Annotated in this window: 24 protein-coding genes and 1 other RNA gene; 10 read left to right on the plus strand and 15 right to left on the minus strand. The window is 36.1% G+C overall.

Annotated features, from left to right (window positions below; all coding sequences use genetic code 11):
• Positions 1 to 124: 124 nt before the first annotated feature.
• A complete protein-coding gene (locus ACZZZC_RS12845) occupies positions 125 to 2032 on the minus strand; it encodes a DUF3857 domain-containing protein (protein WP_463482391.1) in 1908 nt (635 codons plus the stop codon).
• A 1-nt stretch (position 2033) separates the two neighbouring features.
• Positions 2034 to 4007, minus strand: coding sequence for a DUF3857 domain-containing protein (locus tag ACZZZC_RS12850; RefSeq protein WP_463482392.1), 1974 nt, complete (start codon positions 4005 to 4007; stop codon positions 2034 to 2036).
• Between the two features lie 181 nt (positions 4008 to 4188).
• On the opposite strand from ACZZZC_RS12850, the gene ACZZZC_RS12855 reads away from it, so the two are divergent.
• From ACZZZC_RS12855 to ACZZZC_RS12865, 3 genes are all read left to right on the plus strand, one after another.
• Positions 4189 to 5142 (plus strand): exonuclease domain-containing protein, encoded by a 954-nt coding sequence (locus ACZZZC_RS12855; RefSeq protein ID WP_463482393.1) that lies wholly within the window; start codon positions 4189 to 4191, stop codon positions 5140 to 5142.
• Between the two features lie 27 nt (positions 5143 to 5169).
• On the plus strand, positions 5170 to 7035 hold the full coding sequence (locus tag ACZZZC_RS12860) for a M1 family metallopeptidase (RefSeq protein WP_463487383.1): 1866 nt from the start codon (positions 5170 to 5172) through the stop codon (positions 7033 to 7035).
• A gap of 147 nt (positions 7036 to 7182) precedes the next feature.
• Positions 7183 to 7782 (plus strand): hypothetical protein, encoded by a 600-nt coding sequence (locus ACZZZC_RS12865; RefSeq protein WP_463482395.1) that lies wholly within the window; start codon positions 7183 to 7185, stop codon positions 7780 to 7782.
• A gap of 33 nt (positions 7783 to 7815) precedes the next feature.
• On the opposite strand, the gene ACZZZC_RS12870 is transcribed toward ACZZZC_RS12865, so the two are convergent.
• The 3 genes from ACZZZC_RS12870 to ACZZZC_RS12880 all read right to left on the minus strand — a co-directional run bounded on the left by ACZZZC_RS12870 (position 7816) and on the right by ACZZZC_RS12880 (position 9631).
• On the minus strand, positions 7816 to 8319 hold the full coding sequence (locus ACZZZC_RS12870; RefSeq protein WP_265798796.1) for a hypothetical protein: 504 nt from the start codon (positions 8317 to 8319) through the stop codon (positions 7816 to 7818).
• Positions 8320 to 8433: 114 nt separating this feature from the next.
• Positions 8434 to 8943 carry a hypothetical protein gene (locus tag ACZZZC_RS12875; RefSeq protein ID WP_463482397.1) on the minus strand — a complete coding sequence of 170 codons (510 nt, stop codon included), beginning with the start codon at positions 8941 to 8943 and terminating at the stop codon, positions 8434 to 8436.
• A 97-nt stretch (positions 8944 to 9040) separates the two neighbouring features.
• Positions 9041 to 9631 carry a hypothetical protein gene (locus ACZZZC_RS12880; RefSeq protein WP_463487384.1) on the minus strand — a complete coding sequence of 197 codons (591 nt, stop codon included), beginning with the start codon at positions 9629 to 9631 and terminating at the stop codon, positions 9041 to 9043.
• A gap of 144 nt (positions 9632 to 9775) precedes the next feature.
• Here ACZZZC_RS12880 and gatB point away from each other — a divergent pair, with 144 nt between their 5' ends.
• From gatB to ACZZZC_RS12915, 7 genes are all read left to right on the plus strand, one after another.
• Positions 9776 to 11233, plus strand: coding sequence for an Asp-tRNA(Asn)/Glu-tRNA(Gln) amidotransferase subunit GatB (gene gatB / locus ACZZZC_RS12885; protein WP_463487385.1), 1458 nt, complete (start codon positions 9776 to 9778; stop codon positions 11231 to 11233).
• A complete protein-coding gene (locus ACZZZC_RS12890) occupies positions 11233 to 12345 on the plus strand; it encodes a redoxin domain-containing protein (RefSeq protein ID WP_463482400.1) in 1113 nt (370 codons plus the stop codon). Before gatB ends, ACZZZC_RS12890 begins: the two co-directional genes overlap by 1 nt.
• Before the next feature lie 103 nt (positions 12346 to 12448).
• On the plus strand, positions 12449 to 13138 hold the full coding sequence (locus ACZZZC_RS12895; protein WP_029274338.1) for a response regulator transcription factor: 690 nt from the start codon (positions 12449 to 12451) through the stop codon (positions 13136 to 13138).
• 136 nt (positions 13139 to 13274) lie between these two features.
• On the plus strand, positions 13275 to 13505 hold the full coding sequence (locus tag ACZZZC_RS12900; protein WP_463482401.1) for a hypothetical protein: 231 nt from the start codon (positions 13275 to 13277) through the stop codon (positions 13503 to 13505).
• Positions 13499 to 13867: a PIN domain-containing protein gene (locus ACZZZC_RS12905; protein ID WP_463482402.1), complete on the plus strand. Its 369-nt coding sequence runs from the start codon at positions 13499 to 13501 to the stop codon at positions 13865 to 13867. The genes ACZZZC_RS12900 and ACZZZC_RS12905 overlap by 7 nt, the downstream gene beginning before the upstream one ends.
• Before the next feature lie 72 nt (positions 13868 to 13939).
• The gene (locus tag ACZZZC_RS12910) at positions 13940 to 14662 is read left to right on the plus strand and encodes an RluA family pseudouridine synthase (RefSeq protein ID WP_056848962.1); all 723 of its coding nucleotides are present in this window, start codon (positions 13940 to 13942) and stop codon (positions 14660 to 14662) included.
• Positions 14663 to 14688: 26 nt separating this feature from the next.
• Entirely contained in the window at positions 14689 to 16479 is a 1791-nt protein-coding gene (locus ACZZZC_RS12915) for a chloride channel protein (RefSeq protein ID WP_463482403.1), read from the plus strand.
• Between the two features lie 58 nt (positions 16480 to 16537).
• On the opposite strand, the gene ACZZZC_RS12920 is transcribed toward ACZZZC_RS12915, so the two are convergent.
• From ACZZZC_RS12920 to ACZZZC_RS12965, 10 genes are all read right to left on the minus strand, one after another.
• Positions 16538 to 17941, minus strand: coding sequence for a sigma-54-dependent transcriptional regulator (locus tag ACZZZC_RS12920; protein ID WP_265798802.1), 1404 nt, complete (start codon positions 17939 to 17941; stop codon positions 16538 to 16540).
• A gap of 441 nt (positions 17942 to 18382) precedes the next feature.
• An RNA gene (gene rnpB / locus ACZZZC_RS12925) (RNase P RNA component class A) lies at positions 18383 to 18760 on the minus strand.
• Positions 18761 to 18807: 47 nt separating this feature from the next.
• Positions 18808 to 19230 (minus strand): c-type cytochrome, encoded by a 423-nt coding sequence (locus tag ACZZZC_RS12930; RefSeq protein WP_463482404.1) that lies wholly within the window; start codon positions 19228 to 19230, stop codon positions 18808 to 18810.
• A 93-nt stretch (positions 19231 to 19323) separates the two neighbouring features.
• A complete protein-coding gene (locus tag ACZZZC_RS12935) occupies positions 19324 to 19974 on the minus strand; it encodes an SCO family protein (RefSeq protein WP_463482405.1) in 651 nt (216 codons plus the stop codon).
• A gap of 135 nt (positions 19975 to 20109) precedes the next feature.
• On the minus strand, positions 20110 to 20565 hold the full coding sequence (locus ACZZZC_RS12940) for a hypothetical protein (protein WP_463482406.1): 456 nt from the start codon (positions 20563 to 20565) through the stop codon (positions 20110 to 20112).
• 9 nt (positions 20566 to 20574) lie between these two features.
• Positions 20575 to 21525, minus strand: coding sequence for a transporter family protein (locus ACZZZC_RS12945; protein WP_463482407.1), 951 nt, complete (start codon positions 21523 to 21525; stop codon positions 20575 to 20577).
• Complete coding sequence (locus ACZZZC_RS12950) at positions 21515 to 22552, minus strand: cytochrome-c peroxidase (RefSeq protein WP_463487386.1); 1038 nt, start codon at positions 22550 to 22552, stop codon at positions 21515 to 21517. The genes ACZZZC_RS12945 and ACZZZC_RS12950 overlap by 11 nt, the downstream gene beginning before the upstream one ends.
• Before the next feature lies 1 nt (position 22553).
• Entirely contained in the window at positions 22554 to 23324 is a 771-nt protein-coding gene (locus ACZZZC_RS12955) for an MbnP family protein (protein WP_463482409.1), read from the minus strand.
• Between the two features lie 198 nt (positions 23325 to 23522).
• Entirely contained in the window at positions 23523 to 23894 is a 372-nt protein-coding gene (locus ACZZZC_RS12960) for a hypothetical protein (protein WP_463482410.1), read from the minus strand.
• Positions 23895 to 24144: 250 nt separating this feature from the next.
• Entirely contained in the window at positions 24145 to 25881 is a 1737-nt protein-coding gene (locus ACZZZC_RS12965) for a phospho-sugar mutase (RefSeq protein ID WP_463482411.1), read from the minus strand.
• Positions 25882 to 26107 lie beyond the last annotated feature (226 nt).

A 26107-nucleotide genomic window follows, 5' to 3' on the forward strand; every position in this document is an offset into this window, starting at 1 on the left:
GCTGCTTAAACGAAAAAAATGCCAAATCAGGACGACGATTATTCCTTCTGGACAAAGTATAAACGCTTTGCAAGTACAGAAATTTTAATGTACTTAATTATGATTGTTGGAATTGCCTTGGGTATTATTTTTTTAAGTTAAGGATCAACTTCAAATTATCGGCAGTATTTACGTCGGTCATAAACTTTGCAAATAAGCTATATTTTTCGGCAGGAAATGTTCCATCGTTAATTTTGATTTTTCTGTGGTAAATAATTTTTCTACCCTCAACAGTTACCTTCGATTCATAAGACCCAAAATCGCTTTCCAGACTTTTATTCATCGGTAAAATAAAATCAGTTAATACGTTTTCTGGAATCGAATAAGTGATGGTGTCATCATCAGTATAGCCTCTATTTATATAAACAGGAAGCTTTCTTACTTTTATTTCCGGAATACCTCTCGAGATGTTAAAAGCATTTAACTGTAGATACATCTTATTGTTTTCCACTGGCGCATATTGACGGATATTAACTTTAACATCTTCTGTAATCTTCGGATTATCAGTTTTATCTCTTAAGTAAGTGATGTTTTCGAAATCTATATGATCAAGATTATACCAAATTTTAAGTGCTTTCAGTTGCTCGGTTATCGATTTTTCGATATTGGTTTCATGATTATCGTATTGCGAGCCCGAAAAAACCGTTTGCATATTGCCTAGAGCTGTACCATCATAACTAATGCTCAAATTTACTTTTCTTATCTGAAGATTATTTTGTGCACTTAGTTTAGGTGTTCTAAGTAATTTTCCGCCTTCTGGAGTACAGGCAAACACCAGCCGGTCATCCGTAAAATCGCCTAAAAACCCAAAAGGAATTTTTTGATTGGTACATTCCAGCCAGGTCGTATCTCCTTTAAGTGGTAAACAGAGAATGATGTGATTACCCTGAGCCATATCGGCAAATTGAGGGTCAAGACTTATTTTTTCGCTTCCAGCTTCCACTACGCAATAATAGGATTCAATATCAACAGCTTTCAACATACTTTGCATGTAGTTTACAAGCGCTTTACAATCTCCATATCCTAAACGATCGACCTCACTTACTGCAATAGGCTGCAAACCACCAATACCAATTTGAACACTGATGTATCGTGTTTTATCCTGCAAATACTGATAAATTTTTCTGGCTTTATCTTTATCAGTTTTTTCATCCTTTACCAAATCTTTCACCATCGTTATGGTAGCTGGCGGCAAGGTATTTCGCTGTTTAATCAAATCATCATAAACCCATTTCCCCAACTCCTCCCAATTTTGATAACTACCCTTGCGGTTGTAATAAGTAAACTGTTTGGGTGCAATTTGAATGCTTGTTCTATAAGTTTCGGGGTTAGGACTAAAAGGTTCACTTTTAACAGCTAAGATATTGCTGGTTTTCCATACCATTTTTTTTTGCTTTTCATCTGTAAAAACCTCTGGTTCCATAGCATAATTCACAGTTTTTATGCGCACCTCATCAGTTGGTTTACAGATAAATGTGTATGAACTTTTTTCCACCGAAACATCATCGCCAGGCTTTGGGACCCATCTGGGAATAATTAAATTCTGTTTATTACGAATTTCATAGTTGTAAACGATGGTATACGGATATTGATTCACATTCGGCAGATAATGCTTTACGCGGCTATCTACAAACAAAGAAAACCCATCTGCTGCACTTACATCACTAAAGTCATTTTGCGTAAACTTGCTTATTGCTTTACCAACAGCATTGTAAACTTCACCCTTTATTGTTTTTATAGCGGTATTTTTATCATAGTTTAATACCAGCCTTGCTTCATCTTCTCCATTTTCGTTAAATACAGTAATCGCTTTCTTTACGGTTAACAATACGTTTTCTGGCGAACGCATATCAACTAATATTTCCTCATTTCTGATACAAGAGTTAGCTCTGTTTTTGAGTGTTCCGGGAATTAAATCAACATCGTAATTATCCTGCGAAAAAGCGGTGTTAATCAAAGTAAAAAGGCATATTATTATAAGTTTGTATCTCATATTATTCGCCTTTTCTTAATAAATACTCTACCTTTTGATTTTGGATTATTTTACTATAAAATTCCTTTAGAAAGGGATACTCATCAGGTTGATAAACAGCATTGTTGAATTGCAAAATCTGGCTCAATGACAGGGTGTTATTATCCAATTGAGTTTGCAGCAGATACTTACCACCACCGTTGGGTAAGCCAATAGCCAGATTTTTTGGTTTTTCTACTAAATTATACTTTGCTGGCAGTTCGATATTGATGATAATCCTTTCATCAGATGCTGCACCCAAATCAACAGGATAAGTTCTGATATTTAAATTAAAAGGGTTTTTAGAAATCGCATTAATAAAAAACGGACTTAAATAAAATTCATTTTTATTTATTCCATCGTTCATGGTAAACTCTATTTCGTACTTTTCTGTGAGTGGATTTTCTACGCTATCTAAATTACTAATTACAGGGTCGGAAATCTTTATTTTAACCAACCGTTCGTCTAGTTTTTCTACAAATTCATCAGTGGAGGTGTATCTTTTAATTTCTTTCCTTTTGGCAAAAGCGGCGTAACCCTGATAAATGGTCGTAAGTGTACCCGCTATTTTACCCTCGTTAGTCAGTTTTCCATTTAAAATGTAATTGGTCACCGTTTTCTGGCTCGCTTTTAAATCGATCCAATAAGAGGGTTTTTTCAAGTTAATAACCCGGCCTTGATCGTTCATACAGCGCAAAGGCAACAAACCGAAAGGCAAAAGCGGTTCCGTAGCATCAAGAAGATAACTTTTGTCACCAATGTTTAATTTGGCAACCACATAATTAAAATCGCTGATTACGGGATAGAGTTTATTTATCGTGCCGTTCTCTCGGGTAGATAAGATAACGGCTTCAGCATCAAGGTTTGCAGCAGAAAGTGCAGCAATAAGATTTAAATTCAAATCAGCGACGTTTCCCGATCTGTTATCGAAGGATTTCTTGATGTTTTCCGCACAATAAATTCCGTAATAGTTATCCCACTTAATTTGTTTTTTGATGTAGTTTAAAATCGCTTTCGCTTTCGTCAAATCGTCTGGCGCATCTTTAATTATAGAAGGGATAAGATCTTTATACATATCCTTGCGCTTCATTTGTGATCCAAACGATTTATCACTGGATAGTTCGTAATCAATATCTTTCCATGTTTTTGTGTAGGATGTTTTGCCCCCGGACGGATTGGTAACATCAGAAAGTTCGAAATAAATAGCCGATTTAAAATTACTTGGAGCGGTCATATTATCTTCTTCAATGAATGCGGGTATATCTTTCATCAGGTAAGAAATTTTGGAGCAATCTATATTTGCCCCATTAATGCGCAAACATTCTTTAGCTAACTCGACCTTTTGATCGCTTAGCTTTTGATAACCCCTAAGGGAAACATTGTAATTGTAAATACCAGGAATGTAAACCAGATACTCACTGGTGACCTTTGGTATTTTCCACTGAAACTCCCATGTTTTAAAATTAAATAGGTTTGGAGATTTTAACCTGTAGCTATATTCTATTATTGATCCTTCCTTCAAATTCGGTAGCGTAAATTTTAAAAGCTTCGTATACTTTGATCGGTTCTCGAAAAATATAGCTTTTTTATCCATAGGTGTTGCAACAAACTTGCCGTCAGTATAGTTAAAGGTTGATGCAGTTAAATCGTTAATGGTTTCTTCCCGAGAATCATCCTTATATAAAGGCACTACAACATTTGCGTTTTCGAATCCCTCTTTGTTATAAATCTTGATTTTTACATGATAATCGAAAATAAGTTCAAGCCTTCCTGTAGCATCATCGAGATCTATCCTTGCTGTACCAAATTCTTTGAGCACTATTGCATTTGCGTTACTATCAAGCTTGTTTCGGTCAAATTCGTAGTCATCATAGGTAATGGCTCCAAAATTAAAGTTTTGAGCAAAAACCGGTATGTATGCGGAAAATAGTAAGAGAAAAAGTATTAGTTTTTTCATAGAGTGCGTCTTTAAATTTTGCAGCAATTTAAAGCTAGCATTTAATATTCAGAAATAATTTGAAAATTATATTTCGAATTTAATACGGTGTTTTACAAACAAATCAAACCTTTTTAGCACTTTTGGATAAACATAATTTTCGATGCAGTAAGACGCTGTATTCTTTCTCTTATTCAATAAAATGAAATTAAATTTAAAACGTCCATTAGCATTTTTCGATTTAGAAGCTACTGGTATAAATGTAGGTGCTGATAGAATAGTAGAAATTGCGATTTTAAAAGCATATCCAGATGGTAAAGAAGAGGTTAAAACCTGGCGTGTAAATCCAGAAATGCCGATTCCTTTGCAAACTTCTTTAATTCACGGCATTTACGATGAAGACATTGCAAACGAGCCAACCTTTAAAATGTTAGCAAAAGAAATTGCCGAATTTATCGGAGAAAGCGATTTGGCTGGCTACAACTCAAATAAGTTTGATATTCCGATGTTGTTGGAAGAATTTTTAAGAGCTGATGTAGATTTTGATATGAACCAACGCAAATTCGTTGATGTTCAGAATATTTTCCACCAGATGGAGCAACGTACATTAAAAGCAGCTTATAAATTTTATTGCCAGGAAGATTTAATAAACGCTCATGCTGCAGAGGCAGATGTAATAGCAACTTATAAAGTTTTGCTTGGTCAGCTGGAGATGTACAAGGAAAAAGAATTTGAAGATAAACAGGGCAACAAAAGCATTCCTGTTGTGAATGATGTAGATGCTTTACACATATTTACTAACATACATAAGCCTGTAGATTTTGCTGGCAGAATGGTTTATAATGATAAAAATGAGGTTTGTTTTAACTTCGGAAAACACAAAGGAAAAACGACCGAACAAGTTTTTGCTGTTGAACCAAGTTATTATGCCTGGATGAAGCAAGGTGATTTTCCTTTATACACGAAGAAAAAACTGGATGAAGAATGGGCAAAATTTAATGCCAAGAAAAACGAAAACCGCACGCCAAAACCACAACCAACGGCTGCTGCGCAAAAGCCACAATATCAACAAAAGCCTCAGCAAAAACCAGATAAGCCTGCACAACCTATTAATAACGACATGCTTGAGCAGCTAAAGATGAAATTTGGTAAATAAGCTGACGGTATTAAGGTTTGATTTAAAATGAAAGTGATTAAAATATTTAGCATTATACTTTTTTCTGCAGTATATGCAAACGCTCAGGTTCAATTGCCTATTGAACCGGTTTTTCAGAATACATACAACAAAGAGACCCGTAGTGTTAGTGGAAAACCAGGGAAAAACTATTGGCAAAACTCTTCAAAATACGATTTAAAGGTTGATTTTAATCCATCAACACGGTTGTTAAAGGGTAAGGTAGATGTGGTTTATACCAACAACAGTCCGGATACCTTAAAAGAAATTTGGTTCAAGCTATATCCAAATTTGTATAAAAAGGGTTCGATCAGAAAATCAAAAATAGCAGATTCTGATTTGGGTGAGGGCGTACAAATTACAGCCGCAGCCCTAAACAATAGTCAGTTAGCGTTAGGGAGTTTACAGATTGACGGTACGAATATGCATATCATGATTCAACCGCTTTTACCTGGCAAAACCATCAAGTTCAACTTCGACTACAATTATATCCTAAACAAGGGCTCACACATTCGTACCGGGCAAGTAGATGATGGCTCGCATTTTATAGCTTATTTCTTTCCTCGAATTGCCGTTTACGATGATGTGGATGGCTGGAACAAATATCCTTATACAGGAGCAGAAGAATTTTACAACGATTTTGATCAGTTTAATGCAGAAATTAAAGTTCCTGGTGGGTTTGCCGTTTGGGGTACAGGCGATTTAAAAAATGCTAATGAAGTATTCCATAAAGAGATTGCCGCTAGAATCGCTTCAGCGGAAAAAAATGATGGGATTGTAGATGTGATTACAGAAAAAGATTTGGCAATGAAACAGGTAACTAAGCTTAATACTTTTAACACCTTCAAATTCGAAGCCAAAAATGTTACTGATTTTGTTTTTGCTTTAAGTGATCATTATTTATGGAAATCAACCAGCTTAATGGTTGATCCAAAGACGAAACGTAGAACCAGGGTTGATGCTGTTTTTAACGCTAAGCACAAAGACTATTATGAAGTAATTGATTTTGCCCGTAAAACTGTTGAATCAATGAGTTACAAATTTCCGAAATGGCCATTTCCATATAATCATGAAACTATTTTCGATGGTTTAGACCAAATGGAATATCCGATGATGGTTAATGATAACCCAGTTGATAATAGGGAAGATGCGATTACTTTAACAGATCACGAAATTTTCCACACCATGTTTCCGTTTTATATGGGTATAAATGAGACTAAATATGGTTGGATGGATGAAGGCTGGGCCACGATAGGTGAGTGGCTAATTTCACCAATGATCGATTCCACCATCGTAGATGAATATGGTATTCAACCCACGGCAGCTTCATCAGGAAATAAAGATGATTCTCCCATTATGACATTGACACCTGACTTAAAAGGATCTGGAAGTTTTACCAATTCTTATCCGAAACCTGGTTTAGCGTATTTGTATGTTAAGGATTATCTTGGCGAGGAGTTGTTTACTAAAGCGCTTCACAACTACATCAACAACTGGAACGGGAAACACCCAATGCCTTACGATTTCTTTAACAGTATGAATGAAGGAAGTGGAAAAAATTTAAACTGGTTTTGGAAGTCATGGTTTTTCGAGGGCGGCGTTTTGGATATGGCAATTAAATCGGTGGATAAAATAGACACTGGTTATTCAATAAAAATTGAAAATAAAGGGATTAAAGCGTTACCGATTGATTTGGTGTTAAACTATGCAGATGGATCAAAAGAAACCAATCATAGTACGATCGCTGTATGGCAGGATGGCGCAAAGGAAGTGCAAATCGAAATTAAAACTTCGAAAAAACTGAATAAAGTAACAATGGGCAATAGTCATGTTCCAGACAAAGTGAAAAGTGATAATACTTATAATGTAAACTAATCATAAAAAAAGAGGCCTAAAGCCTCTTTTTTTATTAACGTCTACCATGTTTTATCGATTGAATATGCTCAAGATACGGCGTCTTAAAAAAGTTGCAAAATATTTTGTACTCAAACTATTTTATTAGTTTCGTTTAAAAATATCTAGATGAAAAAAATACTCTTATTCTTAGCGCTATTAAGCTCAACAAATTATTTAAGGGCACAAGACAAAAACATAGATAGTCTTTCCCAGTCTATCAAACTTAAATCTGAAGCCATCGGCCATGGCGGGAATAATGAGATTAAGATTAATTTGTTTTATTCCATTTTAGCACTTCCTGAAATTACCTACGAAAGAATCATTGAAGACAACATGGGTGTTGGATTATCGGTTGCTATCGGTGCAACTAATGAAAATGTTTTTGGCAGCAGAATAAATTATGTCATTACCCCGCACTATCGCATATATTTTGGTAACAAAAAAGCGAACGGTTTCTTTATTGAAGGAAATGCTGGGATTATATCGCACAAAGAATTTGATTATACATCTTTGGCTTACACCAGCTATCCTGCTGGTTATGACTTTACTTTACCAGAAAGAAACTACACGGACGTTGGCTTAGGCGCCGCTGCCGGAGCAAAATTTTTAACTCGAAATGGTTTTTTAGGTGAAGCGTACCTAGGTGTAGGTAGGGTATTTGGAAGTAAAAATCAATCCTTAGAAGCTTACCCAAGATTTGGTTTAACAATTGGTAAGCGATTTTAAATAAAAAAAGAGGCCTAAAGCCTCTTTTTTTATTTAACGTCTACCATGTTTTTCTCTATGTCCTCTAGAAAATAAACTAGCATTAACTCTTTGATCGTGACGTCTATAATCTACGCGTTGTGGCCTGTAATGGTTTCGCGGTGCGTTATAACGACCCCTGTTTCCGCCGCCATATGATGAACGAAACACATTCTTATGGTTAGAATATCTAACTCTATGCGTATTGTAACTGCGATATGGGCTGTTTCCATATACAACTACCTTTCTTCCTCGGTGTAAATCATAGCCTCTATATCTAGCCGGTAAATATCTAGATCGAGTCCAGCGATTTCCATTTAAATAAACAAACTGGCGTTGCGGAACATAATAATAAGACTGTACTTCAGGTAAGTAATAGTAATTTACGTTTTGATAACCAACAGGAACCCAAGCCGGTTGTGCGCCAATGTTAACGTTAATACTTACCTGGGCGTTAGATTGATTTGATGTTAAAGCCACGATACCTACAATCGCGGAGATGATAAATAACTTTTTCATAATCGGTTCTATTTGTGTGTTTAATACAAATTCAAACGCTATGCCAAAAAATCTATTGTAACAGAGATATAAAAAAAGAGCTTCTTTCGAAGCCCTTTCTTAATCACTTAACAATTATTTGTGTTTTCCCTTTCCGTTTCCATTGCCATGGTTACCATTTCCCTTGTTCGCTTTACCGAATATTTTTTTAGCTTGTCCCGGTGGCATTCCATGTGGATGACCTTTTACTACGTAGTATTTGCTGTCGCGGCTATCTCTTATTACCAACTGACCTTTGTTACCTTTGAATTTTCCGTATTTAACCTTATCATTTTTAAAATTTAGATAAGGTTTTGGAGAGTTAATTACCACTTTATACCCATTGTATAAATCGTAATTTCCGTATCTCGATGGTAGATTGTTCGCAAAAACCCAGTCGTTTCCATTTAAATATACAAATTGCTTTTTCGGAACATAGTAGTAACTTTCCACATCTGGAAGATAATAGTAATCAACGTGATCATAACCAGTGGGTCCCCAAAGCGGCTGTGAACCAATATTTACATTCAAATTTACTTGAGCCTTTGCCGGCATGCTGAGGAATGAAATCATCATTACTACAGCAACTAAAAATAATCTTTTCATAATCGATTTAATTTGTGTTGATAGACCCATATTTCCAAAAGGCGTGCCACAAAAAAGGGAGCTTCTTTCGAAACTCCCTAATCACAACTAAATCACGCTATTTACTTCTACCATTTGCTTTATTTCTATCTGGACGATCATTTTCTATTCTTCTATCGTTGCCACGATTGGAATTTCGAGCTGTCCTTGAGTTTTGATTTATTTTTACAACAGTTTTTTGTGTACGATTTTGGCGATTGCTATTATTATTCACCGCAACAGCTTTATAGTTGGGGTGGTTTTTCACCACATCATATTTCCTATCACGACTATCTCTAATTACCAATTGGCGGCCATTATAGTTTTTAAATCTACTGTATTTAGCTACATCGACGTTATTTCTTAAATATGGTTTGGGTTCGTTTACAACAACTTTGTATGCTCGGTATAAGTCAAAATTTCTGAATTGACCTGGCAAACTGTTTGTCCAAACCCAATTGCCTTGATTCGAATAGATATATTGTTTGGATGGGACATTGTAATACGCATTGATATCCGGCAGGTAATAGTAATCTACATGATCATAACCTGTAGGGCCCCAAACTGGTTGTTGGCTAATATTAATGCTTAAATTAATTTGAGCTTTTGCATCATCTATGCTGAATAATGAAACCATCAAAACTGCAGCAAATAAAACTAACTTTTTCATAATGTTTTTTAATTAAAGGTTCCTTGTGTGTGTTAATTATTGAAATAGACAAAAGCATTTTCGCGTAGTTTAATTGAGGCAATTCGTTTTAACATTCTTTAACTATATTTGCCAGCTCAATACATTTAAAGGCATCATTTATCTATGGGTTTAGGGACAACCGAAAACAATTACGAACTAGTTTCAGGACTGGAAATTCACGTTCAATTAAACACCAATACCAAAATATTCTCTGCCGATAGTGCATGTTTCGGGGCTTCGCCTAATCATAATATTTCAACTGTTTCATTGGCGTTACCGGGTGCTTTGCCTAAGCTAAATAAAGAGGTGGTAGCCAAAGCGGTTAGGATTGGCCTGGCCTTAAATTGTACAATCAATCAAACCAATCACTTTGATAGAAAAAATTACTTCTATGCCGACTTACCAAAAGGCTATCAAATAACGCAGGATAATCAGCCAATCTGTGTAAACGGTTTCCTTGAAGTTGAATTAGCTGATGGCTCATTGAAGAAAATAGGAATCAACAGAATTCATTTAGAAGAAGATGCAGGAAAAAGTATTCACGATCAGGATGATAACTATTCTTTAGTTGATTTAAATCGTGCTGGAGTTCCTTTGATAGAAATTGTAACGGAGCCTGATATTCGTAGCGCCGAAGAAGCATCAGCACTGCTTACTGAAATTAGAAAGTTGGTCCGCCATTTAAATGTGAGTGATGGAAACATGGAGGAGGGGAGTTTGCGTTGCGATGCAAATATTTCTATCCGACCGAATGGCTCCACAGCATTTGGTACCCGTTGCGAAGTAAAAAACCTAAATTCTATGCGTAACGTACGTAGAGCAATGGATTTTGAATTTGGAAGACAAGTGGAGGTTATTGAGAATGGCGGCAAAATCATCCAAAGTACATTAAATTTTGATGCTGATAAAGGCACAACATCGCCAATGAGAACAAAAGAGGAGGCAAACGATTACCGCTATTTCGCTGATCCGGATTTGCAGCCTATTTTTATTTCAGACGATTGGTTGGCAGAAATCAAATCGGCCATGCCCGCTTTACCAAATGAAATTTCGAAGCAAATGGTTGCCGAATTTGGTATTACAAAAGCAGACGCAGCTTTATTTGCAGAGGATTTGGATCTGTTAAATTATTTTAATGAAGCTTTACCAATTGTTAATACTAAAAAAACACTTATTAACTGGTTAATTGGCCCGGTTAGGGCCGTATTAAGCGAAAAGGGTATAATTATTAATGATTATAATGTTAAACCAGAGCAATTAGCTGCTGCAATTAATTTGGTTGATGATAAAAAGCTTACACAACAAATCGCGATTCAGCAGTTATTACCAGCAATTGAAACGCAACAAAATGCTAATGTGGATACACTTGCACAATCATTAAATTTACTGATTTCAGAAAACAGCGATGAATTAGGTGCATTTATTGATGAAGTGTTAGCCAAATATCCACGACAAGTTGAGGCTTATAAAAAAGGTAAAAAAGGCGTTTTAGGCTTGTTTGTTGGCGATGTAATGAAGTTGGCAAAAGGTAAAGCAGATGCTAAGAAATTGAATGAATTAATACTAGAAAAATTAAAATAATGAGATTAAAAAATTTAAGTCTGATCGTATTAATTGCGATTGCTTTTACAGCATGTAAACCGAAAGATAGTTTTACAATTGACGGAACATTCCAGAACACTGGAACAGAGAAGAAAGTTTTCCTATACGGGATGCAAAGCAGTCAAATGGTCGCCATCGATTCGACTAATTTATCCGAAAAAGGCGAATTTAAATTTATTCGTAAAACGCCATCTGTAGATTTTTTCCGTGTTTCAATAGGCAATCATGAATTTATGCTAATTGCCAAAAATGGTGATCAAATTAAATTAGAAGCTGATTTAACTGATAAAACAATGGCTTACAAAATATCTGGAGCCACTGAGGTTGAAAAACTATCAGAGTTAAATACCATTCGAAATAATTTCTCGAAACAAGCTGAAAAATTGCAGGCGGATTTTGAGGCTAAAGTGGCTACTCAACCACAAAACAGAGCAGCAATATTAGAGGAAATGAAGCCTCAGTATCAGTCGTATATAAATCAATTGAACACGCAGATCATTAAATTTGCTAAAGACAATAAAGGTACGCTTGCCAGCTTTTACGCGATGAATACGCTTAGTCCGCAAGAATATGAGGCGGAGCTTGTACAATTTGCAGATGAAGTTAAAAATGAAATTAAAGGTAATGCTACAGTAGATACTTTTGTGAAGCAGATGGCGCTTTTAAAGGCTGTTCAGGTTGGACAAGTGGCTCCAGATTTTACTATGAATACGGCCGACGGGAAAGCAGTTAGTTTAGCAGATTATAAAGGTAAATACGTCCTTTTGGATTTTTGGGCTTCCTGGTGTCAACCATGTCGTCAGGAGAATCCGAATGTGGTGAAAGCTTACAATAAATTCAAAGTTAAAAACTTCGACATCTTAGGAATATCCTTAGATACTGATAAAGCTGCGTGGTTAGGTGCTGTTAAGGCAGATGATTTAGCGTGGAATCAGGTATCTGAATTAAAAGATTTCAATGGAGAAACAGTCAAAAAATATCAGGTTCAGGCAATTCCTACTTCTTATATTATTGATCCGACGGGAAAGATTGCTGCTAAAAACCTCCGTGGAGAGGAGCTGGAAGCGTTTCTAGCTAAAACGTTACGTTAAAAGAAACTCAATGTTAAACTAATTTAAGTCGTTAACAATTTCTTAACTTAGGCTTAACTAGAAATTACATCAGAGACAGTACTTTCGTAACAAATATTTAACTATGAACAACGCAGGTCAGAAAATATTAATTGTTGATGATGAACCAGATATTCTGGAACTGATTGAATACAACCTAAAAAAAGAAGGTTACCAGGTTTTTACTGCTACCAATGGTCAGGAAGGAATTACGGTTGCTAAGAAAGTTCATCCAGATTTAATCATTTTAGATATTATGATGCCTAAAATGGATGGAATTGAGGCTTGCAGATTAATGAGGGCAATTCCTGAATTCAAAAACACTTTTATGGTTTTCTTAACTGCCAGAAGTGAGGAATATTCAGAAATTGCAGGTTTCAATGTAGGTGCCGATGATTATATTGCGAAACCAATTAAACCTCGGGCTTTAGTAAGTCGCATTAACGCAATTTTAAGAAGGAACACTGGAACTGAAGAAGTGTCAGAAAACAAATTAGAAATTGGCGATTTAGTGATCGACCGTGAAGCTTATTTAGTTTTTCAAGGCGGAAATAAAGTTGTTCTTGCCAAAAAAGAATTTGAGTTATTATATCTCTTAGCCTCTAAACCTGGTAAGGTTTACACCCGTGAATCAATCCTTAAAAATATTTGGGAAGATTCTGTAGTGGTTACCAATAGAACTATTGATGTTCACATCCGTAAACTTCGGGAAAAATTAGGCGAAACTTATGTTTCAACGGTAAAAGGCGTTGGTTATAAGTTCGAGCTTTCTTAAAGATTGATTAAAAATATTAGAGCCGTAGATTCGCTGATTATTCAGGAAGCCTGCGGCTTTTTGTAATGATTAATCCGTGCTTCTTTTTATGAGGAATCATTTTTTTATTAGTATTTTTGATAAAAGCAATAACAAAATGTATAGGCAAGTTTTAATTCCAGATAAAAATAATCACACTATTGAAATGCCAAAGAAATTCTTCGGTAAAAAAGTAGAAGTTATTGTAATTGAATTATCAAACCAAAATCCTTTGCCACCAGCAGGCAAAAAGATTTCAAAAGCCGAATTATTCGAAACTTTTGGCCAGGGATTAAATTTCCCATCAGTTGAGGAAATCAGAAAAGACTCATGGCCATCTAAATGGTGATTTTTGATACAACAGTTCTAATTGAACTTTATCGTGGTAACACAGAAACAAAAGAAATAATTGAAGAAATAAAATCAGATATTTTTTATGTTAGTAGCATAACCGTTGCCGAGTTTTTAGTAGGTGCAAGAGATAAAGAAGAACTATTCAGAATAAAAAAGCAGATCAAAAAATACACTGTAATCCCCATTAATTCTGATATCTGTGATTTGTTTTTGAGTCTATTCGAACAATTTGCATTAAGTCATAGATTAGCTATTGCCGATACTTTAATTGCTTCAACAGCATTGTATTATAATCTTCCCGTTTTAACACACAATAAAAAGCACTTTCAATATATACCCGATTTGATTCTATTGTAATGCAATCTGTGGTTAAATTCTGAACCAATAAAATAAAATCCGTATTTTTGCGGCTCATTAATAGCACACAGTTTGAAGTACCCGAATTTTAAAGACCTTATTCTTTTTGAAGACAACGATTTTATTGTAATCAATAAACCACCATTCTTGGCCTCTCTCGATGAAAGAGGTGGTTCTGGGGAAACTAATGTGTTGCGTCTGGCTAAACAATATAGCGATGATGCACAGGTTTGTCACCGTTTAGATAAGGAAACTTCTGGTGCTTTAATTATTGCTAAAAATCCTGAAGCTTATCGCCATGCATCCATGCAGTTCGAACGCCGGAAAGTGGATAAAACCTACCATGCAGTAGTTGATGGCCATGTAATATTCGACAAGTTATTGGTTGATTTACCCATTCTAAATGATGGAAATAAAAACGTAACTATTGATAGAGCGGAAGGAAAAAGAGCGGAGACTGTGTTCGATTCATTGAAATATTATAAACATTACACATTAGTAGAATGTAAACCGATTACCGGCCGTATGCACCAAATCCGTATCCACCTGGCTACACAACGTGCTGCTATCGTGGGTGATGACATGTACAAAGGAAAACCAGTATTTTTATCATCAATTAAAAGAGGATATAGATTATCTAAAGGAGAGGAGGAGCAACCGATTATGAAACGTTTTGCGCTTCATGCCCGACATTTAATTTTCAAAGGCTTAGATGATAAAGACATTGTAATCGATGCGCCATATCCAAAAGATTTTGCTACATTAATTAAACAGCTGGATAAATTTGACGCTTAAAATCAATAACCAGAAAATAGAATAACATGTATATCCGATTTGTAAATTACCTTGATAAGATTAACCAATATAGAAAGTCAAAAATATCAAACCGTAATTTCCTAATCATACTTGCTGTTATTGTTGGTATTCTCGCTGGCCTGGCGGCCGCCGCGTTAAAGAGTTTAACACACCATATCGAAGAGTTTCTTCAATCAGACTGGCATTGGAAATATAAGTACTATTTATATTTCATTTTTCCGATGATTGGAATCCTGTTGACGGTTCTGTACATCAAATATTTCATCAGAAAAAGTAAGTTCGAAACTGGCTTAACTCCCTTGCTCTACGCTATCTCCAAAAAATCGAGCAGGGTAGAGGCACATAATATTTATTCTCAAATCATCACTGCTGCAGTAACGGTAGGTTTCGGTGGATCAACCGGTTTAGAGGCCCCAATAGTTACTAGTGGCTCGGCAATTGGATCCAACTTAGCACGTATTTTAGGTTTATCCTATCGCGAAATTACCATGCTTGTGGCTTGTGGAGCGGCTGCCGGTATTGCCGGCGCTTTTAATAGTCCCGTTGCCGGAATCGTATTCGCAATCGAAATATTACTTCCCGAGTTTACAATACCGGCCTTTATCCCACTTTTGTTGTCGGCTGCAACTGCCGCAGTTGTTGCTCGTATATTTTACACCCAACAGTTATTTTTTTTGGTAACAGAAGGATGGCAAATTAACGCCTTATTTTACTACGTACTTCTGGCTGGATTAATTGGTTTGTTTTCAATTTATTTTACTAAGGCAAACTATGCTGTTAAAGGCCTCTTTTATAAAATTAAACATCCTTACACCAAAGTTATTATTGGTGGTTTGATGTTAGGAGCGCTAGTTTTTCTTTTCCCAACGCTTTATGGTGAAGGCTATATTACCATTAAAGGCCTTTTGAAAGGCGACTATTTAACGGTAATTAACAACAGTATCTTTTCCGATTACAGCAGCATTCCGGCAGTGGTTATACTTTTCACAATTGTAACCATTTTTATGAAATCAATTGCTACCCTGGTTACTTTGGGTGCAGGAGGCAACGGGGGTACTTTTGCGCCGAGTTTAATTATGGGGGGATTAATTGGTTTTATTTTCGCTTACATGGTCAACTTATCGGGAATTGCCCATTTGAACGTTTCGAATTTCATAGTTGCAGGTATGGCAGCTGCTTTGGGAGCGATCATGCATGCACCATTAACAGGTATTTTTCTGATTGCCGAAATTACCGGAGGTTATATATTAATGGTTCCGCTAATGATTACTACTGCGATTTCTTATGCTATTAACCGTAGTGCACAGAAGCATTCTATCTATACCAAGGTACTAGCGGATAAAGGCGAACTATTATCACACGAAGATAAAGACACAACAGTTTTGAATCAGATGAAGTTAAAATATCTAATAGAGAAAAATTATCCTGCTCTCTATCTTAATGATTTAATTTCCATGAAGATGAATGAAATTGTTCAGTCGCATAAAAATATTTGTGCAGTTATTGATGAGTTAGGAGATTTCAAAGGGATTATCTACGTGGAAGAAATTTTCGGAGAGATGATTAAAGAGGAGCAAAAGGAAAGACTGACTGTTTCCCATCTGCTTCAGCAAGCTCCACTCACCATTAATATTGCTGATGATTTAAAAACGGTTCTGAAGAAAATGGAACAGGAAAATGCATGGATTTTGCCGGTGATCAATAACGAAAACCAATATCAAGGTTTCGTTTCTAAAACAGCTATTTTCAATAAATACAGGGCTTTATTGATGAGACAGAATGATTATATGGGTTAATTTAAGTTGTAAGTTTTAAGCCCTAAAGCTCATCACTTACAACCTATAACTTTTTAAATTATTCTCTCTTCAAGCCGAATTTTTCAATCTTGCTATATAAATGACTTCTTTGAATATCGATTTCGTCCGCAGTTTTTGAAACGTTCCAATTGTTTTTTTCCAGTTTAAATTTGATAAATTCCTTCTCCGCATGATCTTTATAATCTTGGAAATTGTTAAAGCTATCGAAAGAAGAAGACATCCCTGAACCATTCGCAGAACTAGCAATTTGTGTACTTGTTGCCGCACCAATGTTCGTTCCGCCGCCTGGATTGGCAAAAGCACGTACATCATTTTCGGTAATCACTTTATCACTCAAAATAATTAAACGCTCAATCATATTGTGCAACTCACGAACGTTACCTGTCCAGGGTAAAGCTTGTAATGCAGCCATACCACCTTCGTTAATTTTTTTAACAGGCATGCCATAGTCATTGCAAATACTTTCCAGAAAATTCTGTGCAATCACTGGAATATCATCAGTACGTTCTGTTAAGTGAGGCACGTGAATGTTGATTACATTTAAACGGTGGTACAAATCCATACGGAAATTGCCATCTTCAATCTCTTTTAATAAATCTTTATTGGTTGCTGCTAAAACACGAACATTAACTTCGATTTCCTTTTCGCCACCAACACGAGAAATCTTATGTTCCTGTAAAGCACGAAGCACTTTAGCTTGTGCAGAAAGGCTCATGTCGCCAATTTCATCTAAGAATAATGTTCCGCCATTTGCCAGTTCGAATTTACCAATACGTTGTTTAACAGCCGAAGTAAATGAACCTTTTTCGTGACCAAACAACTCACTTTCAATTAATTCTGATGGAATTGCAGCGCAGTTCACCTCAATTAGCGGGCTATCAGCACGATTTGATTTTTCGTGTAGCCAACGGGCAACCAGTTCTTTACCACTACCATTTGCACCTGTAATTAAAACTCGTGCTTCAGTAGGGGCAACTCGTTCAATCGTTTCTTTAATTTTCGAGATACTCTCAGATTCACCTAGAATTTCACGGGTTTTACTTGCTTTACGCTTTAAAACTTTTGTTTCAGTAACTAAATTTCCACGATCTAAACCATTGCGAACGGTGATCAGTAAACGATTTAAATCTGGTGGTTTTGAAATGAAATCGAAGGCACCTTTTTTACTGGCCTCAATGGCTGTTTCTACAGTTCCGTGACCAGAAATCATGATGAAAGGTAGGTCTGGTTTGATGATTTGTGCCTGTTCGAGCACTTCCATACCGTCCATTTTATTCATCTTGATATCGCAAAGAACCAAGTCGAAATTGGTTTTCTTGATCATTTCAAGGCCGTCGATACCATTATCGATATCTTCAACATCGTAATTTTCGTATTCTAAGATTTCGCGTAGGGTGCTACGAATTGCCCGCTCATCATCAATAATTAATAGTTTGGCCATTTGGTATTCTTATTCTAATTGAAGTGCTAATATATAATTTTAAATTTATGTATAGTTTATTATACAATCAATTTAGCCTATAAACGAGAAATCATTAAAAAGGTTTTAAGTTTTTTATCGGAAAATAGTAGATAGAAATTTGTTTGGATAATTCAAGCAAGTTACCTTTTTAGGGGAAGATAAATATGAATATTGTCAGTTCCGTTAGGTTATTAACTCAATGCTCTATTAAACATCGAATGTTAACTCAATAACCTTTCACACTGCATTAAATAGACTTTTGTATTATCAATAATATATTTTCCGTGAATTCCGTGTCTCCGTGGCAACCGATAGAGATTGATGATAAGAAAATTTAGAGTTTTGGATCATCACCTAAAACGAAATCATAGTAGATAGTTGGAAAAACAAAAAAATTCTAGTTTTTGCTTTCGAAAACGAAAAAAATGCAGGTCTATAAGCCGGGTTCTGTTTCCTGATTGCTCAGGATTTCTATCATTAATCCACTATAAACGTTGCCGTTTATCTCTAACGACCTACCCACTAACATCGGACGGGCAGCCCTACATGCGTTAGCCTATTTGGTCTTTCAACTCTCGGGGTTTACAAACCATTGCAGTCGCCCGCAATGCTCGTACGCTCTTACCGCACGTTTTCACCCTTACCTCGATTGCTCGGGGCGGTATATTTTCTGTTGCACTGATCCGTAATTCAGGTTTTCAATCCTGAACTCCTTTCCGTTAGAAAGCGAGATGCCCTGCGTTGCCCGGACTTTCCTCTCTCCCGATGAATCGGAACAGCGATAGAACAACCTGCATTTTGCGCAAAGATGGGCTTTTTAAGTCAAATTATTTGAAGAAGTTTGATTATTTACAATTTTGCAATTGTGTAGAAACCTGTGAGTAGGGAACAAAACCTTGATTATTCCCGAACGAATTGGTAACAAAAACCATTACCTGAGCCACATCGATATCTGCCAATTCAGGGAAGCCCGGCATTTTTTCCTGGTATTCTTTACCGTGAATGGTCATTTTTTCATCCGTTCCATTTCTAATAATGCAAGCCAGACGTGTTTTATTGGCTTTCAAAAATACTGAATCGGTAAGTGGAGGAGCGAGCTGACCTAAACCTTCGCCATTTTCACCATGGCAGTTCTGGCATTTTGCTTTGTAAATATCTTTTCCATTAGACATGTAGTTCTGCAAGTCGATCGTTTCCTGATTTTGGCAAGAAACAATGATGGCAACAATCGAAAGTAAAAAAATGGAATTAATGATGTATTTGCGCATGGATTTTTATTTAATATCAACCACAGATAAGGAAAGATGAACACAGATTTTGTGTTGTTATCTGTGCTTATCCTTTTCATCTGCGGTTAAAATTTATTTTTTATACTCTGCTAATAAAACCGGAATATCTTTTTTCAACTGTTCAACCTGGTCTTCCTTGGTGCCGTCATAAGCGCCGCGAATCCTTCGGTCTTTATCAACCAGGACTAAATATCCCTGGTGAATATAACCATCTTTTGCTGTGCTATCTTCGCCAACCGCTACCAGGTAGTTTTTCTCAGCAAGCGTGTACACACTGTCTTTACTTCCATAAAGAAATTGCCATTTCGGTCCATCAACACCGAGTTTCTTTGCATATTTTTTAAGTGCCGAAGGTTTATCGTATTTAAAGTCGATGGTGTGTGATACAAACATCACATCAGGGTTGGTTTTAAATTCGTTGTAAACCGTCATCAAATTACGATGCATGGTGGGGCAGATGGTGGTACAAGAGGTAAAGAAAAAATCGGCTACATAAACTTTTCCGTCAGTAACTTTATTTGTCGTAATCACACTATCTTGATTAAGGAAAGACCAATTTGGAATGGTTTGATAAACCGTGTCTATCTTTTCAACACCTGCAGCATCTCTAACGGTTTCCGCATGTCGTTCGCCATAAAACGGAAGTTTCTTTTCTTGCTGACAAGATGAAAATAAGGTGATTGATAGCATACAAACGGCTATCGAAGAAATCAATTTATTCATGATGATTTTATTAAAATGTAAATATACAACCTCTAGTATAAAGGATGGGATTAATTGTTCTTTTGTTGCCAGTTCAAATCGTTTCCCGCTGATTGAATCAAATTTTTGCTAATCTTTCCATCAGCGGGAAAACAATTAGTGCTTATGATTTTTCATTTCTGTGGTTTCTACAGATTTGATATTGTAATTTCTCAAAACCGAATCTGATACCTTTGTTACTTGGATATACTGGTCTTCAATGGCTCTGACTTTAATCATCTGCGATTTGTAGTACGCCATATTTTCTTGCTCATTTTTACCTTTAAAATCATCTTTAAAGAAATGCATCCAATCCATCATGCGCTCATCGGCTTTGTATAATTGATTAATCAGGTTAGCCATTTTAAGCGAATCTACCGCAGATTTGATTTTTCCACTTTTTAGAATAGAATCTAATTTGATTCTGTTTTTCACTACTTTCTCCCCATCCATCATCAGTTTGTCGTGAATGTTTAGTACTTCTTTCTTTACCGCATTTGCATCGGGTTCGGTTTTACAAGCAGCGAAAAACAGAAGCGTTAGGCCCAATTGTATTATTATGAAATTTTTCATTTTCGTTTTTTAAAAATTGTAAGTTATTCCTAAATGAACACGTCCAGCGCTCATCGGGTGATCAGTTTTGGCTTCCCAAATGTTTTTCTGTAACCCAGCATTTAATGCGATATTGTTGTAAAAAACATCTACACCTACGCCACCCATTAAATTATTCATTACATGTTCGCCGGTTTTAATAGCCTGGTATTTTTCTCCGCCAGAATATTCATAGAAGAACTGTGCTGAAGGCATTACCTGTACATCTTTTCCAACTCTTTCGGTATAAAAAATATTTAGAAAACTGGTTGTGCTGTTTGCAATCCCCTCATCACGGCTATTGGTTCCATTCACTTTATAGGAGGTGTTTAAACTTGCCCCAAAATTCCCTAAACCAACAATATAATTTAAGTATACAAATCCATCTGTACTGCCCGTTCCAGCCTGCATCAGAGATGAATATCTAATTCCTTCGTTATTTTTGAAGTCGTTTTTCCCTGTGGGAAGTTTTACACCTATACCGGCAATTAACTGTTGCTTGAAGTTATTTTCCAATTGTTGTACAAGGTGATACCCTGCGTAAAGGTTTACATCACCTATGCCAGAAATGGATGAGGTATAACCGTTGTATCTTTCGCTATTGGATACATACGGTAAAATTGCATTAATTTCCAGTCGACTACTAATAAAATATCGTCCTCTAATTTCCATTGAACGATATAACTCATAATCTGCCTGATTTCCGGCGTGGCCGGTTATCGGTGAATTTCGTTGCCTTGCGGGGATAAAAAATTTACCTCCTGTAGGAAACAAAGAATGATTTTGACCATCATAACCGTTAAAAGAACGATAGCGATAAAGAAGACTAATGCTATTGCGGTTAAAATAGGGGGTAATCCCCATAAAACAGCCACAAATGTCGCAGGCGAATGTTTGGCTACCAACCAAAACAAATAGTAGAATTAATATTTTACGATTCACTATATAATGTATTTTTAATAAACTCATTGTCTGTTAATGTTTTTAGAAATGATTTGATTTGATCTTTTTCAGTATCATTTAACCTGATTCCGGCTCTCAAACTTTTATCTAGATTCGGGGAATTCTTCACTCCAGAATTATAATGTTCAAGTACCTCATCCAGATTATAAAATCGGCCATCATGCATATATGGTCCCGTGTATTCAATGTTACGTAACGTTGGAACGCGAAATGTTCCAAAGTCGGCAGCCGCACCGGTGATATGCGAACGACCTTCATCTAGACTAACCAAATCCAGACCATTGCTTCGGTAAGAAAAATCGGTAAAGAGTGGCTCTGCATGGCAGGATGAACATTTTTCTTTAAATAAATTGTAACCTGCCAACTCCGTTGTTGTAAAAGTGACGCCTTTTTCTTTTCGCATTATCTTATCATATCTGGAATTTCCTGATACCAAAACACCCACAAACTGAGTAATCGATTTTAGTACTTTTTGCGAATTGATATCGCCAGCGCCGAACGCTTTTTTGAATAATTCGGGATAGGGTTGCGTGTTTTGCAAAAACGATACAACTGTTTCTAAATCGGTCTTCATCTCACAGGCATCTGTAAAAGCATTTAAGGGAGATGTTTCGAGGTTTTTTACCCCACCATCCCAAAAGAAAGCCTTTTGCCAGGCCAGGTTGAAAAGAGGAGGAGCGTTCCTTTTGCCCTGACAATTATCTACACCATGGCTCACTTTATGATCAAGATTTGCAAATGCAGCAAACTGCTGGTGGCAACTACCACATGAAACACTTTTGTCAGCAGATAAACGGGCGTTGTAGAATAATTTTTTACCTAATGCAAAACCCGCATTAGTCAGCTGGTTTTCTTCGAAATTGTATGCCGGCGCAGGAAAATTAGCAGGAATAGAAAATATTATTTTTTCCTCTTCTGGAGATATCCCTGCTTCTTTTTTGCTGCAGGCATACATTAATGCAATGCTTAAGAAAAGCATTGCAAAAACGTTTAGTTTACGCCTCATATTAATTATGGATGTGATCTAAACGGAATAACCCTTTCGCATAATTATTTGCTACCACAACAGAGTTGGCCCCGCCCATGGTAAAATTCAATGTAGCAAAACTAACATCACTAACGCCTGTAAATAGCGCTGCAGCATTTACAATAAAGTGCATATTGGGTTTGGCATCAGTTCTAATTCTTAACGGATTTGCTACGTTAATTTCTGCTGAAATAGTTCTAATGGTATTATTTGGATCGATAACACCACCAATATGGAAGGTGATGGCATTGTTCGCAGCTGTAGACTGAGGAGAAGTTCCTTCCAGTTTTACAAAAATATAACCGCTGTTCCAGGTCCAGAACATGCCGTTAATTGGATCTAATGCTCCGGTTTGAGCACCAGCAAAATTCCTGGCATAATCAACGCCAATGGTATATTCAATTCTTGTATAATCTCCTGTCGGAACATTATTTAAGGTGATCATCTTTGAGTCACTTTTCGATTCATCAATCAGAAAATAACTTTCTGGTATCAGGTAAGTTGTGCCATCAGCTTTGCTTAACTTGATATTGCTGACATAATATTTGAATACGTTGATTTTGAAATCTTCGCCCTTAGCATTCTTGTAGTTCGTTGTATTGAGCGCCAATGCAGCACCATCAACCTGATGTTCGAATTCGATTGTAAAGCTTGACTTTGTATCTGCTGTTATTTCATCGCCGCTTTTTTTGCAAGAGGATAAAAGCATAATTGGGCATAATAATGCCAATAGATATTGATGTAATTTCATTGTTTGAAAACTGGGATAAGTAATTAAATAATTGTTGTTATTCTGAATGCAATGAAGAATCTCTAACGTTTTAGCAGAAAACCAGCATTACAGCAGAAGGAAATAATTGTAAGCAATTAGATTCTTCGCAATGTTCAGAATGACAAATAGACTAGACCTGCGATGGGCAAAGCCGCCGCATAGAAAAGTGAAATTTACTTACACCATTTTCGGCGGATGAAAAATAGAAACAGAAAGGTCTTTAACTGGTTTTTCGAGATAACCGCTTTCTGATTTGATAATGAAGTATGGAATTTGATGATTGATAACAGTAATCTGAAATTTTGGTTCAGCTTCTACAATTCGTTTGAGATTCTCCTGAGCTTGTTTGTTTTTGCTATCTAAGTCTTTCAGCTTTTTAGCTAAAAAACATTGTCCATCGCAATGCAATTCAGGATGTTCCTTGTTAATACAAAACACACTTGTAATGTATTCTTTGTTCATTTTGTAACCAGAATAAACCACCAGTTGCATCGCTCCGTTTGAAACCGAACAAATCACTAAAAAGTATATCAGGATTTTTTTGAACATTGTACTTGCTGCAAAAGTATTAAAGAAAATGATTGAAGCAAAGAAAAGAAAGTCATTTTTAAAAAACGTTGATTGAAATCAACGGCAATGAATACCTAATAAAATTGTAATCCAGTGGAGCATCTTTTAATTACCAACAGAAAGATTATACTAAATGCCACTTATTACCACCAGTTTCAACTGACGGGTATAAAAAAACACAGATGAAATTCTTCATCTGTGTTAATCCTTTTTATTCTGTGGCTAAAACCTAAGCCTGCAAATCGGCCATTACAGCTTTAATTTTATCACCCAGCTCTTCATTTACTTTAGCAAAATCTGATCTATCTGCCAATGGTGCATTTACGCTGCAGTAAAATTTAATTTTTGGCTCGGTACCACTCGGACGAGCAGAAACGATACTTCCATCTTCAGTAATAAACTGTAAAACATCAGAAGTTGGATAATCCAACTTCGTTACTTTTCCGGTAGTTAAATCAGTTTCCTGGCTCAATTCATAATCTTTTAATACTGAAACTTTAGAACCACCCAGGGTTGCAGGTGGATTCTCACGGAATTTAACCATCATGGCTTTGATTTCTTCAGCACCTGTTTTACCTTTTTTAGTCAATGAAACCAAATCTTCTTTATACAAGCCATATTCAACATACATATCTAACAAAGCATTGTATAAACTTGCTCCCTTATCTTTATAGTAGGCCGTCATTTCTGAAATGAAAGCAGCAGAAACAACTGCATCTTTATCACGAACTAAATCGCCAATCAGGTAGCCATAACTTTCTTCACCACCGCCAATAAAATACTTTTTACCTTCTAATTCAGTCATTAACTGACCAATGTATTTAAATCCAGTTAAGGTATTGTAATAAGTAACATCCTTTTTCTTTGCGATTTCTTCAATCAGGTTCGAGGTCACAATTGTTTTCACAATGAACTGATTGCCATCTAATTTACCGCTTTCTTCCCAGGCAGATAAAAGATAATTGATCAATAAACTTCCAGTTTGATTACCATTCAACAATACCCATTCGCCATCATTATCTTTAACAGCGATACCCACGCGATCTGCATCTGGATCAGTTGCCAAAACCAAATCAGCATCAATCTCTTTAGCTTTGTTCATCGCTAAAGTCAAGGCATCTTTTTCTTCAGGATTTGGATAAACGACGGTAGGAAAATTACCATCAGGTTTACTTTGCTCTTCAACAATGGTTACGTTAGTAAAGCCAAATTGTTCCAATGCTTTTGGTACCAAAGTAATTCCGGTACCATGGATAGGAGAGTACACTATTTTTAAATCGTGTTGTCTTTTAATCGCTTCGGGTGAAATGGAAAGCGCAGTAATTCCATCTAAGTAAAGTTTATCTACAGCCTCGCCAATTAACTCAACATTTGCATCAACGCGATCAAATTTAACTTCGTCAATGCTCTTAATTTTATTTACTTCATCGATAACCAATTTATCATCAGGAGAGGTAAATTGTCCGCCATCTGCTCCATAAGCTTTGTATCCATTATATTCTTTAGGATTATGGGAAGCGGTAAGCATTACTCCACTTTTACATCCGAAATGACGAACGGCAAAAGATAACTCGGGAGTTGGTCTTAATGCCTCAAAAAAGTATACGTGAATACCATTTGCTGAAAAAACATCAGCCGTAATTCCTGCAAAATAATCAGAATTATTTCTGCTATCATGAGCAATGGCTACGCTGATTTTCTCACCCGGGTATTTATTATTCAAATAATTTGCTAAACCCTGAGTGGCAGTACCGATGGTATATTTATTTATTCGGTTAGAGCCGGCACCCATTATGCCCCGCAAGCCACCTGTACCAAATTCAAGGCTTTTATAAAAAGCATCGGTAAGTTCTGTAGTTGCATTTTTATCTACAAGTTCCTGAATTTCAGACTTTGTTTTATCGTCGTATTTTCCGCTTAACCACTGATTTATTGTGGTTTGTGTTGATTGATCAATTGATTGCATTGAGCTCTATTTTTAATTTAATATCTGGTGTTGAACAAATTTAATTGGATGAAGTTTTGTTAAAATATCGAAATTTTAACTAATCCAAATTTTATTTTGTTGAGGATGTTGCTTTTAAGCTGCTTTTGTTTATTTTCACGCCCCGATACAATTATAAGAAAATCCAGTATTATAAATGGGCCGATTGTAACTTTTTCACAATAATTGTAAAGTTCAGGCGGCTCAT

The sequence above is a fragment of the Pedobacter sp. AC212 genome (assembly GCF_979258625.1).